This window comes from Elizabethkingia sp. YR214 (genome assembly GCF_003058195.1).
Classification (GTDB): domain Bacteria; phylum Bacteroidota; class Bacteroidia; order Flavobacteriales; family Weeksellaceae; genus Elizabethkingia.
In genome coordinates, this window is the sequence record NZ_QBUH01000001.1 from 374826 (window position 1) to 388161 (window position 13336).

The following is a 13336-nucleotide window of genomic DNA, read 5'->3' on the forward strand; positions in this document are numbered from 1 at the left end:
TCTTGAATAACATGAAAAAATATATTTTAACATCATTATCTGTTGCTTCATTTCTTGCTTTATCGAGCTGTAAAACAGACTTCGATCAAAATGTATCAAGCATAAAGCCTACAAGTGGTGATGCTGACTTTAGCAACTATGTATCCTTAGGAAACTCTTTAACTTCAGGATTCAGAGACAATGCTCTTTATCTTGACGGACAGAAGGAATCTTACCCTTCCATAATTGCAGCTCAAATGAAACTTGCTGGCGGAGGTGATTTCAAACAACCTTTTATGCCTAATAATACAGGTGGATTTACAGATCTTAAAGACGATAAAGGCAATATTATATACTCGGGAAAACTAAACTTACAGGTGGTAAGCGGAGCTCTTTCTCCAGTTCCTTCAGCACCAGCAGCAGCATTAGACAATATTACATCAGGAGGACCATACAACAATATGGGAGTACCTGGAGCTAAATCATACCATTTGTTAGCTGACGGTTATGGAAATACTGAGTATGCCAAGGCAGGAAAAGCAAATCCTTATTTTGCAAGATTTGCCAGTTCTTCATCAACTAGTGTTATAAAAGATGCAGTTGCAAAGAAACCTACTTTCTTCTCTTTATGGATTGGTAACAATGATGTATTAAGCTATGCAACTAGCGGTGGAGCAGGAAAAGATCAGAAAGGAAATATTAATCCTGCTACTTATGGTAGTAATGATATTTCTGACCCACAAGTTGTTGCCGGATCTATTGAACAAGTGGTCGTTGCTTTAAAAGCAGCCGGAACAACAAAAGGCATTCTTGCTAATATCCCGGATGTATCAACAATACCATTCTTTACAACTGTTCCCGCTAGGCCAATAACAGGTTTAACAGCAGATCAGGTAGCTGCCTTGAACTCTGCTCAGGCATATGGAAAGTATAATGCAGGACTAGCAACTGCAAAAGGTGCAGGTTTATTATCAGATACAGAATACCAACAAAGGTTAATCAAATTTACTGCTGGTGCAACTATTAATGGAGCTGTAATTGTAGATAAAGATTTGACTAATCTATCTGCATTAGGAATTCCTAGCTACAGACAAACAACAGCAAAAGATATGATTATCTTACCTGCTTCGACTTTATTAAAGTCAGGATCAGGGACTCAAACAGCACTTGAAGATCAATACGTGCTAACTGAGAAAGAAGCTGCGAAGGTAGCAACTGCGGTAACAGCGTATAATGCTGCAATTGCTGCAATTGCACAGAAATATGGTTTAGCTTTAGTTGATGCTAATTCAAAAATGAAAGAACTGAGTTCTCAGTCAGGAATTCAATACAATGGTGTAAAATATACTGCAACATTTGTTACTGGTGGGTCTTTCTCTCTTGATGGTGTACACTTAACAGGTCGTGGCTATGCAGTTATTGCAAATGAGTTTATTAAGGCAATTAATAAAACTTACAAATCTACTCTAACACAGGTTAATCCTAACGATTACTCTGGCGTTAAATTCCCGTAAATCAAATATTTAAATATTAATTATAAAAACCACTCGAGCAATTGAGTGGTTTTTTTTAAATTTGCACCAAATAAAAAGTAAAGATGATTGAGAGTCAACCAACCTACCTTTTCTCTACAAGAACTAGTAAAGAACTGGCAGAGAAAATTGCTACCCACTATGGCCAGAATCTTGGAGCCATTAATATCTTAAATTTTAGCGATGGCGAATTTGAGCCTATATTAGAACAGTCTGTAAGAGGCGGAAGGGTATTCTTAATTGGATCAACATTTCCTCCGGCAGACAATCTGTTAGAACTTCTTCTAATGATTGATGCTGCAAAGAGAGCATCCGCAAAAAACATTACAGTTGTTATCCCTTACTACGGATTGGCAAGACAAGACAGAAAAGATAAGCCAAGAGCTCCAATAGGTGCTAAATTAGTGGCAAATCTTTTAACAGCAGCTGGTGCTACAAGAATCATGACAATGGATCTACACGCAGATCAGATTCAGGGATTCTTCGAAATTCCGGTAGACCATTTGTATGCTTCTACAATTTTCATAGACTACATTCAGTCTTTAAATATTGAAAACCTTACTATTGCATCTCCAGATATGGGAGGAGCTAAAAGAGCTAAAAACTATGCTGGCCACCTTGGTGCAGAAGTAGTAATCGCATATAAGGAAAGAAAAAAAGCTAATGTTGTAGAAGAAATGTTCCTTATTGGTGATGTAAAAGACAGAAACGTTGTTCTTATAGACGATATGATCGATACAGCGGGGACTCTTTGCAAAGCTGCCGATATCCTTATGGAAAAAGGTGCTAAGACCGTAAGAGCAATGGCTACACACGGCGTACTTTCCGGAAAAGCATACGAAAACATCGAAAAATCTCAACTTTTAGAAGTAATCGTTACAGATACAATTCCTGTAAACACTGAATTATCTTCTAAAATTAAGGTATTATCATGTGCTCCGTTGTTTGCAGATGTTATGAGAAGTGTTCACGAACATCAATCTATTAGTGATAAATTTATTATTTAAAAAATAATTAATATCTTTGCACTCGAAAAATTTTAAACATTTTAAAATTCATTTATAATGAAATCTATTACAATTCAAGGTACAAAAAGAGAAAGCGTGGGCAAAAAGTCTACAAAAGCTTTACGTGATGCTGAATTAGTTCCTTGTGTTGTTTATGGAGGTACTGAAATTTTAAACTTCTCTACAGAAGAGAGAAGCTTTAAGGCTTTAGTTTACACTCCTGAAGCACACACGGTATCTATTGAGGTTGATGGTCAGGTAATCCCAGCTGTTCTTCAGGACATTCAGTTCCACCCAATTACTGACAAAATTTTACATGTTGACTTCTACCAATTATCAGAAGATAAGCCTGTAATTATGGAAGTTCCTGTAAGAATTACAGGACGTGCAAAAGGTGTTGTTAGAGGTGGTGTTTTACGCCAGTCTTTCAGAAAATTGAAGATAAAAGCTCTTCCAGCTAACTTACCAGATGAAGTTGTTGTTGATGTTACTAAACTAAACATTGGTAACAAAATCTATGTTGGTGATATCAAAACTGACGTTTATGCATTCATGCACCCAGACAATGCAGTTATTGCAGCTGTTAAGATGTCTAGAAATGCAATGAAAGCAGGAGCTGCAGCTGATGATGACGATGAAGAAGAAACTGTATCTCCAGATGTTCCGACAACTGAAGAAAAATCTTTCGAAGGATAAGATCCCCAGAATATTTAAAAATAAAATCCCGCTTTATGCGGGATTTTTCATTTAGAACCTTATTTAAAAAATATTTGAAGAATAATTTTTTATCAATTATAAACTCAACGGTATCCCTGCATAGAAATTTAGTAATTTCTGACTAAACAGATAATTGTACTTTGCCTGTGCTACAGAGCCCTGAGCATTTGCATAGTTATTACGCGCAATATTCAGGTCATAAATTGTAGTTTTCCCGGCATCATAACTTTTCTGAGCAAAATCCAAAGCCAATCCTGTACTCTTTTCTGCTTCCTGTGCTGCCAGATACTTTTCATAATTAGCATTAACGTCAAATGCCGCCTTCTGCACATTTTCTTTAACAGCTTGTTTCTGCTGTGCCAATGAGTTTTTGGCAATTTCTTCATTAATCTTAGCCTGCTCTACCTGTACTTTTGTATTTCCCTGATTAAAAATCGGAATGTTAGCAGAAAGACCTAACTGTTGAGAAAAGTTGTCTTTATACTGCTTAAACAATGGTGGTGCAGTATACTGATTCTGATTTAGCGATGTATAATAGTTAGTTCCTATACCCGCATTTCCTGTTATTGAAGGCCAATAAGCAGCTTTTGTTATCAAAGTTTGGGTTTCAGATGATTTTATTCTTGATTCGGCCGCTTTAATCTGAGGCTGAGTTTCATATGCTTTGTTTAAAACACTATCATCGGATACTAAAGGGGCGGCTAGTCCATCTATTCTATGATCTTCTACATCAAAAGTTTTATAATCTGCTAATTGTAATAACTGCGCCAGATTAAACAAAGCTCTTTCAGTCTCAATACGAGCGTTACTAAGATTTTGCTTTTCTCTTGCTAATGCAGCTTCAGCTTCATACTGAACAGTCAAAGGAGTTGTGCCCACATCTGTTGTCATCTTTGCTTTATCAAAAGCCTTCTGAGCATTGTTTACAGCACTCTCATTAATCTTTATAATTTCTTTATTCAGTAAAACCGAAAGATATTGCTGAGCAATCTGAAGCGAAACATCATTTTTCACCGTTTCCAGATCATAGATACTTGCCTCTATATCATAATTAGCCTTACGTACCTGCTTTTCCAGCCTGCCGTTATTATAGATAAGGATATTAGCTCCTAGTCCGATAGAGTTATTGTAGTTATCGGTACGGTTAACAATACCTGTGTTTGTTATATTCTGTCCAAAGTTGGCATTATTGGATATAGACCCTCCCAGCGTAGGCAAAGAAGAATTTTTAGCCATTGAAAGATTTTTATCCTGAATCTGTTTATTGTACTGATTCTGTATGACTTTCAGATTATTTTTCATTGCATATTCTACGCATTCCTGCAAGGTCCATTTCTTTTGGGCACTTGCTGAAAAATAAAATCCAACGCATAACAATAAACAACAGATTTTCTTCATAGTCTTGTTTTACTTCAATTAGACGTATAAAATATTGGTTTGTTACAACACACTTCCGAAAATTATTTTTTCACCTCATTTTCCATTATAATCAATGCTTCCGTAAGGCTATTTGGTCTGTATCCCAGCCTCTCTTTTGCCAAAGAAAGATCAAACCCAGTTCTCACCGGTCTGTTTTTATCCTGCCCAATATCTTCTGATGAAATGGCTGTAATTAAGCTCTCATCCAGGTGATAAAACTGTGCAATTTTTCTGGCAAATTCTTCTATGCTGTATTCTTCCTCTCCACTAATGTTAAAGATTCCTTTAGCTTTCTTTTCTACTACCAGACGACAGGCCATAGCAAGATCATTAATAAAGGTAGGCATCCTCCAGTGATTGTTAACGACTTTAATTTCATTTCCTTCAGACAACATTTTCTTCGCCCATAAAACAAAATTTCCTCTGGCCGGATCATCCGAATTTCCATATACCAAAATAGTTCTTAGTATGGCATAGTCACATCCGGATTCTTCCAACTTCTCTTCTGCCAGAGCTTTGGTTCTTCCATATTCATTGACCGGACATTTCTTATCATCTTCTTTGTAAGGTCCGTTCAACCCGTCAAAAACAAAATCTGTTGATAATTGTATTACAAGACTTTCATGCTTTTTGGCCTGTTCTGCAATATTTACAACCGCATCAACATTAATGGCATATGCAAAATCTTTATCTTTTTCACACCCTTCTACATTGGTTACAGCTCCCGCATTGATAACAAAAGAAGGTTTGTACTCATTAAAAATATTGTTCACCTCTTCTTTATTGGCAATATCCAATTTTCTGAAGGTTGTATTTTCTGGTAAATCTGAAATTTTGTTTTCGCTAAGAGATGTTGCTATAATTCTATAAGACAGCCCCGAAAATTCTTTTATTAGGCGTCTTCCTAAAAAACCATTACTACCTGTAATAAGAATTATCTGAAGATTATCATTTTTACCATTCATTTTTATTATATTTATTGATACGAAGCTAAAAAAGATATTTCAATATTTTACTAAATTAGCGCAATGTTTATTAAGGAATATATTTCTAAAGACTATCCCGCCTTTCATCTATCAGATTCTCTGGAAGAAGTTAAAGCTATTGTGCAGGACTTTGGCTACTCCCATATTTTTGTAAAAAAGAATAGTGTATTTCTTGGAAATATAAGTACAGAACTTATAGAGGAAAGTGAAGCCAAGCATCTTAATGAACTAAATCATCATCTGGAAAGATTTGCAATGCTGGAAGACAGCACATCCCTGGACAGTATCAGACTTCTGCATACATTCAACGCAAATGTTGTTCCGATTATCAATCAGAATGAAAAGTACTTAGGCTACATTTCTTGCGAAGATGTTTTTGCGGATTTCTCCAAATACCCATTGTTTTCAGAAAACGGAGCTGTGTTAATTGTTGAGACCGCTACCCGGAATTACTCTATGACCGAGATTGCTAAAATTGTAGAAAGTAATAATGGTAAATTTTACGGAGCCTTCATCTATCATATGACTGAAGAAACGATTCAGATAGCACTGAAAATAAGCAGCGAGAACCTTAGTTCTATTGACGAAACATTTGACCGGTACAACTATATTGTGGTTCACAAATTTTACCACAATGAAAAAGATGACTTATTAAAAGATCGTTTTGGTTTTTTACAAAAATATATGGAATTTTGATTTATGAAGGCAGCAATATACACACAAAAGAGAGATCTGGACACATTTCTATATCTGAGCAGGTTTATCTCTGAGCTCAACAAACGAAATGTTACCGCTGTACTTCATAAGGACACTGCCGAAGGGCTACAGTTTTCCAAGGTTTTTCCTATTTTTTCAAACAAAGAAGATCTTAAAGATCAGGAGATCGATTATTTTTTCAGTTTTGGTGGAGATGGTACCATTCTGAATGCGTTAATTTTTGTTCAGGATTTGGGTATTCCTGTAGTGGGGGTCAATACCGGAAGATTAGGATTTCTCGCCAGTTTTACCAAAGAAGAAGTTTTTGACAATATAGATAAAGTTCTGGATAAACAACTTATTATTACTCAAAGATCAGTTATTAAAGTAAACGGGGTCAATATAGATTTTCCGTATGCATTGAACGATGTTACTATTTCCAGAAAAGAAACAACCTCAATGATTACGGTTAATTCTTATATCAATGATGAGTTTCTGAATGTTTTCTGGGGAGATGGCCTTATTATCTCTACTCCGACAGGATCTACAGCCTATTCACTAAGTTGTGGCGGACCTATTATCTCTCCGGAGAATGATAACTTTGCCATTACACCTATTGCACCACACAACCTTAATGTAAGACCCCTGATATTAAAAGACGATGTAAAAATCCGCCTGAAAGTAGAAAGTCGTGTACCGCAATATTCTCTTTCTCTGGATTCAAGATTATATCACATCGATACTTTAGAAGAAATTTCTCTTGAAAAAGCGCCATTCACACTGTCTTTAGTGCAGCCAGATGACATCAGCTTTTTCGAAACAATAAGACAAAAACTACTTTGGGGGAACGATAAAAGAAATTAGAAACACAAAATCACATTTTAATATGAAGGGAAAATTTATTTTTTTATTCTTAATTCTATTCATCCATTTTGGTTATTCTCAAATATGGATAAATGATATAAATGAGGCAAAAAAACTGGCTCAAGCAACTAATAAATTAGTGCTTATGGACTTAAATGCTGTTTGGTGTGAGCCTTGTAGAAAAATGCAACTCGAATATCTTAATAATCCCCAATATAAGAATACTTTAGAAAAATTCATTTTGGTATCTGTAGACATCGATAATGACAGAAATACAGCAGCCCAATATGGCATAAGAACCATCCCAAACCTACTAATTACGGATATTAAAGGTAATTCTATTTTTAATAAATCAGGATATGTGAATGCAAAAAGTACAGATGATGACCTCTCTGGATTTCCCGCATCCACCAGAGATTTATATAATCTGTTAGATTTTGCAAATCCTAAAAAGCCTACAGATGAAGAACTTTTGTCACTTGCATCATCTTATCAAGCTTTGTTACAAACATCCAAAAATACAAATGCAAAAGAGGCATTCAGAAAATTAAGCGATGACTCTTTTGTGAAGGCAAAGAAGGTTTCACTAAACAAAAACGACATTGAAAAAGCTGATATTTCTATAATTTACAATGATGTTTTATTAAATAAAACAAAAAAAGCTTTTAAAAATCTAGACACATCCAAAATTAACCCAGAAAATCAGTCATTTGCTTACTATGTACTAGCACAAGCCTATTTTATTGAAGGAAAAAATGAACAAGCATTACAAGCAATAGAAGAAATTAATAAACAAGGCAAAGAGGAATGGCTAACTAACGCCAAACTTTTAAGTAAGAAATATGAGAAGTAGATTTTTTCTTATCTTTACCAAATAAAATTTTAAATAACCTACATCAAATAAAAAATAAAAAAATGAGCAAAATGTTTCCAGCTGGCGTGGCCACAGGTTCAATGGTTACTGACATTTTTCAGTATGCAAAAGAAAACAAATTTGCCTTACCGGCAGTAAATGTTATCGGTTCCAGCAACATCAATGCAACAATGGAAACAGCCGCTAAACTTAATGCACCGGTTATTATTCAGTTTTCCAACGGTGGAGCAATCTACAATGCAGGAAAAGGATTATCTAATGAGGGACAGAGAGCTGCAATTCTTGGATCTATTGCAGGAGCACAACATATCCATACATTAGCAGAAGCTTATGGAGCTACTGTAATCTTACACACAGACCACTGTGCAAAGAAATTACTTCCGTGGATCGATGGACTTTTAGATGCTAGTGAAGCATTCTATAAGCAAAATGGAAAATCTTTATACTCTTCTCATATGCTTGACCTTTCTGAAGAGCCACTAGAAGAAAACCTGGAGATCAGTGCAAAATATTTCGAAAGAATGGCAAAAATGCAAATGACTTTAGAAGTAGAGATAGGCGTAACAGGAGGTGAAGAAGATGGTGTAGACAACTCTGGTATAGACAATTCATTATTATATACTCAACCGGAAGATGTAGCTTACACTTATGAAAAACTAAGAGCTATTTCTGACAACTTTACTATTGCTGCTGCTTTTGGTAATGTTCACGGAGTATACAAGCCAGGTAACGTAAAACTTACACCAAAAATTTTAGATAACTCTCAGAAATTTGTTCAGGAGAAATTCGGAACAGGAGACAAGCCAATAAACTTTGTATTCCACGGAGGTTCAGGTTCTACACTTGAAGAAATCCGCGAAGCAATTGGTTACGGTGTTATCAAAATGAATATTGATACAGACCTTCAATTTGCTTACGCAGAAGGAATCAGAGATTACATGAATGAAAAAATTGAATATCTGAGACACCAAATCGGTAACCCTGAAGGAGCTGACGTACCAAACAAGAAATTCTATGACCCTAGAGTATGGATCAGAAAAGGAGAAGAAACATTCTCTAAACGTCTGGTTCAGGCTTTCGAGGATCTAAACAATATCGATACCCTTAAATAATAAATCAACAGAAACAGAGTTAAAATTTTAGCTCTGTTTCTTCTCTTAAATAAATTAGAAAATGGCTTTTGACTGGTTTAAAAGAAAGAAACAAAACATCAACACTCCAACGGAGCAGAAGAAAGATTCTCCGAAAGGATTGTGGCACCAAACACCAACAGGAAAAATTATTGAACACGAAGAACTGAAAAACAATAACTTCGTTTCTCCTGAGGATGGATTCCACGTGAGAATTGGAAGCAGAGAGTACTTCGATATGCTTTTCGACGGCAGCAAGTTTAAAGAATTAGATGCTAATGTTGAAAGTGTAGATATTCTTAATTTTAAAGATACTAAAGCTTATACTGACAGACTAAAAGAAGTAAAAGGCAAGACTAAATTAACGGATTCTGTACGTAACGCTGTTGGTAAAGTAAACGGATTGGAACTTGTGGTTTCCTGTATGGATTTCTCTTTTATCGGAGGTTCATTAGGTTCTGTAATGGGAGAGAAAATTAGCCGTGCTATCGACTATGCAATGAAGCATAAATTACCGTTTATGATTATTTGCCAATCAGGTGGAGCAAGAATGCAGGAAGCAGCTTATTCACTAATGCAGTTAGCAAAAGTTCAGGCTAAGTTGGCTCAGCTTTCAGACAAAGGTTTACCATATGTTGCTTATTTAACTGACCCTACTTTTGGTGGTATTACAGCTTCTTTTGCAATGACTGCTGATATCATTATGGCAGAACCAGGAGCACTTATCGGTTTCGCGGGTCCTAGAGTTATCAGAGAAACGATTGGTAAAGACCTTCCTGAAGGTTTCCAAACATCTGAATTCCTTTTAGAAAAAGGTTTTGTAGACTTTATCGTAAGAAGAAACGAAATTAAAGATACAGTATCCAGATCAATGAGGTTACTGATGAATGTTAACGCTTAATATATCAGTTAATGAAAACCCTAAAAGTTTTTATTAATACTTTTAGACAATTAACATTTAAAAAATTTATAAGGTTGCTTAAACTCTCTTTAAGCAACCCTATTTTTTCTATATTATCCTTTGTTGCAACTGTCCGGGCCTATCTTATTGCCAAAAAATATTTCCCGAGAACCAACAGTACAGATGGTAAAGGAAATGCCTTCAGACATGCTTTGTGGTGTTGTCTGATCCTGATGTATTGCTGCAAGGTATCTTCACCCCGAAAGTGCATCCGTTGGTGCAAAAGAGTCACAGATTTTCATGAAGAGCTTTTCCCCAACGAGCCCTTACAAACCAAGATGGATCTACACAACAATGCAATAGGAATTCAGTTTTTTGAAAGCCTGTTACCAGGTGTCCACCGCCAGTTTTTCGAAACTTCATTTTTTATCAACGGTCTTATCGAAAAAACGCGTCATGCTGTATTTATTTCCAGTATGGATGAAGATGCAGGAAATCAGTTAATGTATATTCAGTTATAGTATTTGGCCACTTTATACTCAGTTGGTAAGTGCAAAATTTCCGTACTTGTATCTGGCAACAGGATCTGTTTTTTCAGCATAAATAATTTTATACCCACTATCCAAAACTATTGGTAAATACATTGCATTGAAATACAGAATTAATATTTTTCTGGGGTTTCTTATAAGAGACAATTCAATATTGTACATAACAACCTTTAAGACAGGTGGTGCAAAAGGATTAAAAAAATAGAATACATTTATATCGTCCGGAATTGTATATTTTGTGGCATCACAATTATAAACGGCATAATCAATTTCCTTTTTTCCTATAAATTTTCTGATATTCTTCCTACATTCTTCTGCCAATAAGGGAGATAATTCTACTCCAATATATCTCTTAAAATTGTAGCGTGTAGCCAATAAAATAGCAGCTCCTTTCCCACAGCCAATGTCAATAAAGGTACTTTCCTTCCAGTCCCAATCAATTCCTTTCAGCATCCTGTTGAAGGAATAATGCATAATAGGTTCGTACTTATAGGCATATATGTTCTGTATATTAAGCTGATCGGGAGTAAAGACTTTAGATAACTTTATTCTGTATTTTAAGAAATATCCATAGCGAGAATAAATAAATTTACAACTGTTGACAATTCCTCTCTCTTTGACCAGAAATGTTGCCCTTCTAATGATATATGGTATACTTCTCATTGTATATTGTGTGAAATGGTTTTAATGCAGATAAACAGCTATTATATAGTCAAATATAAGTTTTTTAACACTTATGTCTGATTATTTAACAATATTATTATCATAACCTTACTGTACCCGCGAATAAGAAGCAGAATCAATATTTTTTCCTTATTTTTACTAAAATTTAGCATAAATGGCTTTAAGCAGAATCTGGAGTGCTTTCATTATCGTTGCAATTGCCGTTGCAAGTATTAAATACCTCAGCTCTAATGATTATAAATCGGTCTACAATGATATGATTGTAGGAAAAAGCGGAGATACTATACAAATCGGAAAGAAAAATCTGACACAATTTTCACCAATAATCCGGGATTCAATTGCTAAAAATCCGAATTATCAGGAGAACAGAATTCATTATAGTAAGAAAGAAGGCAGTGAAGATATTAAGATATACCGGATTCAAGGTTCAGACGGGGTAATTAACACCAGTAAAACCGCTGTTGATATTTGTATCGGTCTTATCGGTATTATGACCTTATTCATGGGTTTTATGAGCATTGCTGAAAAAGCAGGAGGAATCAATTTCCTTAGTCGCCTAATACAACCTTTTTTCTCAAAACTGTTTCCGGAGATTCCAAAAGGACACCCGTCTTATGGGCATATGATGCTAAACTTTAGTGCCAACCTTCTGGGATTGGATAATGCAGCGACTCCTTTTGGCCTAAAAGCTATGGAAAGTTTGCAAACCTTAAATCCAAATAAAGACAGAGCCAGCAATGCACAAATCATGTTTTTATGTCTGCATGCCAGCGGATTAACCTTAATTCCCGTTAGTATTATTGCTATTCGTGCTTCTATGAAGTCTGCAACTCCTACAGACATCTTCCTTCCATGTATGATCGCAACCTTTTTTGCAACAATGGCTGCGATGATTATTGTTTCTTTTAAACAAAAAATCAACCTGTTACAGCCTATTGTCCTGGCTTATTTGGGAGGTATATCTGCTATTATTGCCCTTTTGGTAATGTTTCTGGTTCGCCTGAACAAGGAAGAGTTGGATGACTTTAGCAAGCTTCTGAGTAATGGTATCATCCTATTAATATTCTTACTTATTGTATTAGGAGGTATTTATAAAAAAATAAATATTTTCGACGCTTTTATAGAGGGCGCAAAAGAAGGTTTCTATACCTGTGTAAAGATTATACCTTACTTGGTAGGCATCCTTATCGCTATCTCTTTACTTAGAACCAGCGGTGTTTTCGATATTATCATCGACGGAATGAAATATCTGGCAAATCTTTCGCATTTAGATACCAGATTTGTAGATGGCCTTCCGACAGCATTAATTAAACCTTTAAGCGGCTCCGGAGCACGTGGTATGATGGTAGATACTATGCAGACTTTTGGGCCGGACAGTTTTCAGGGAAGACTTTCTGCTATATTACAGGGGAGCTCTGATACTACATTTTATGTGATTGCAGTATATTTTGGCGCCGTTTCTATTCGTGATACACGCTATACGGTGGGAGCAATGCTTTTAGCCGACTTAGTAGGTGTTATCACTTCTATTTTATTAGCTTATATGTTCTTTGGATAAATTAAAAATATGATTCAGGATAAAGACTTTACAATACGATTAATCAGACAACTTTCTCAGGCATTGGAAAAACTGCTTTTAGGGAAACCGGAAGAAAGTTTGATGCAGAAAGAACTGGATTTTGATTCTCTTATGAGAGATATTTTCAAAATGGATTTTCAGGATGTCTCTTCCAAAACTTCGGAAGAGCTTATTCAATTGGTTGAGGAAAGGGAAACTAAAGATCATCCCGATTATTATGAAATGCTGGGAAATCTTTTTTATTTCCATTATCAACAGGAAAATAATGCTGAATATGGAGTGAAAGCAAAAGCTATGTATCAGAAATACCTGCAAACCAGCGGGATATTCGCATTGCCTGTTATCAATAGAATAAACAGCATTCAATAGCAATACTTCTGAGAAGTATTTAGAAAAACAACATAAAAAACTCCCTGAAAT

The 13336-nt window shown here is 35.5% G+C and carries 14 protein-coding genes; 11 read left to right on the forward strand and 3 right to left on the reverse strand.

Annotation, left to right across the window (positions count from 1 at the left end; genetic code table 11):
• The first annotated feature begins 11 nt into the window (after window positions 1-11).
• The 3 genes from C8J95_RS01620 (at window position 12) to C8J95_RS01630 (ending at window position 3214) form a co-directional block, all read left to right on the forward strand.
• On the forward strand, window positions 12-1493 hold the full coding sequence (locus C8J95_RS01620) for an SGNH/GDSL hydrolase family protein (protein ID WP_107807333.1): 1482 nt from the start codon (window positions 12-14) through the stop codon (window positions 1491-1493).
• Window positions 1494-1576: 83 nt separating this feature from the next.
• On the forward strand, window positions 1577-2518 hold the full coding sequence (locus C8J95_RS01625; protein ID WP_034871800.1) for a ribose-phosphate pyrophosphokinase: 942 nt from the start codon (window positions 1577-1579) through the stop codon (window positions 2516-2518).
• A gap of 57 nt (window positions 2519-2575) precedes the next feature.
• Window positions 2576-3214 carry a 50S ribosomal protein L25/general stress protein Ctc gene (locus tag C8J95_RS01630; protein ID WP_059325730.1) on the forward strand — a complete coding sequence of 213 codons (639 nt, stop codon included), beginning with the start codon at window positions 2576-2578 and terminating at the stop codon, window positions 3212-3214.
• A gap of 96 nt (window positions 3215-3310) precedes the next feature.
• On the opposite strand, the gene C8J95_RS01635 is transcribed toward C8J95_RS01630, so the two are convergent.
• Together C8J95_RS01635 and C8J95_RS01640 are read right to left on the reverse strand one after the other, a co-directional pair.
• Entirely contained in the window at window positions 3311-4633 is a 1323-nt protein-coding gene (locus C8J95_RS01635) for a TolC family protein (RefSeq protein WP_107807334.1), read from the reverse strand.
• Window positions 4634-4695: 62 nt separating this feature from the next.
• A complete protein-coding gene (locus tag C8J95_RS01640; RefSeq protein WP_107807335.1) occupies window positions 4696-5619 on the reverse strand; it encodes an NAD(P)-dependent oxidoreductase in 924 nt (307 codons plus the stop codon).
• Window positions 5620-5682: 63 nt separating this feature from the next.
• Here C8J95_RS01640 and C8J95_RS01645 point away from each other — a divergent pair, with 63 nt between their 5' ends.
• From C8J95_RS01645 to C8J95_RS01670, 6 genes are all read left to right on the forward strand, one after another.
• Complete coding sequence (locus C8J95_RS01645) at window positions 5683-6336, forward strand: CBS domain-containing protein (protein ID WP_107807336.1); 654 nt, start codon at window positions 5683-5685, stop codon at window positions 6334-6336.
• Window positions 6337-6339: 3 nt separating this feature from the next.
• Entirely contained in the window at window positions 6340-7200 is an 861-nt protein-coding gene (locus tag C8J95_RS01650; RefSeq protein ID WP_059325733.1) for an NAD kinase, read from the forward strand.
• A 22-nt stretch (window positions 7201-7222) separates the two neighbouring features.
• Complete coding sequence (locus C8J95_RS01655; protein WP_107807337.1) at window positions 7223-8053, forward strand: thioredoxin domain-containing protein; 831 nt, start codon at window positions 7223-7225, stop codon at window positions 8051-8053.
• A 62-nt stretch (window positions 8054-8115) separates the two neighbouring features.
• Complete coding sequence (fbaA, locus tag C8J95_RS01660; RefSeq protein ID WP_059325734.1) at window positions 8116-9186, forward strand: class II fructose-bisphosphate aldolase; 1071 nt, start codon at window positions 8116-8118, stop codon at window positions 9184-9186.
• Window positions 9187-9247: 61 nt separating this feature from the next.
• Window positions 9248-10105: an acetyl-CoA carboxylase, carboxyltransferase subunit beta gene (gene accD, locus C8J95_RS01665; protein WP_059156077.1), complete on the forward strand. Its 858-nt coding sequence runs from the start codon at window positions 9248-9250 to the stop codon at window positions 10103-10105.
• Window positions 10106-10116: 11 nt separating this feature from the next.
• Window positions 10117-10626 (forward strand): hypothetical protein, encoded by a 510-nt coding sequence (locus C8J95_RS01670; protein WP_107807338.1) that lies wholly within the window; start codon window positions 10117-10119, stop codon window positions 10624-10626.
• Window positions 10627-10644: 18 nt separating this feature from the next.
• Here C8J95_RS01670 and C8J95_RS01675 read toward each other — a convergent pair whose 3' ends face one another.
• Window positions 10645-11316 carry a class I SAM-dependent methyltransferase gene (locus tag C8J95_RS01675; protein ID WP_107807339.1) on the reverse strand — a complete coding sequence of 224 codons (672 nt, stop codon included), beginning with the start codon at window positions 11314-11316 and terminating at the stop codon, window positions 10645-10647.
• A gap of 175 nt (window positions 11317-11491) precedes the next feature.
• Here C8J95_RS01675 and C8J95_RS01680 point away from each other — a divergent pair, with 175 nt between their 5' ends.
• Together C8J95_RS01680 and C8J95_RS01685 are read left to right on the forward strand one after the other, a co-directional pair.
• Window positions 11492-12895, forward strand: a complete 1404-nt coding sequence (locus C8J95_RS01680) for a nucleoside recognition domain-containing protein (protein ID WP_107807340.1) — start codon at window positions 11492-11494, stop codon at window positions 12893-12895.
• A gap of 9 nt (window positions 12896-12904) precedes the next feature.
• Complete coding sequence (locus tag C8J95_RS01685) at window positions 12905-13285, forward strand: hypothetical protein (RefSeq protein ID WP_107807341.1); 381 nt, start codon at window positions 12905-12907, stop codon at window positions 13283-13285.
• The last annotated feature ends 51 nt before the right edge of the window (window positions 13286-13336 follow it).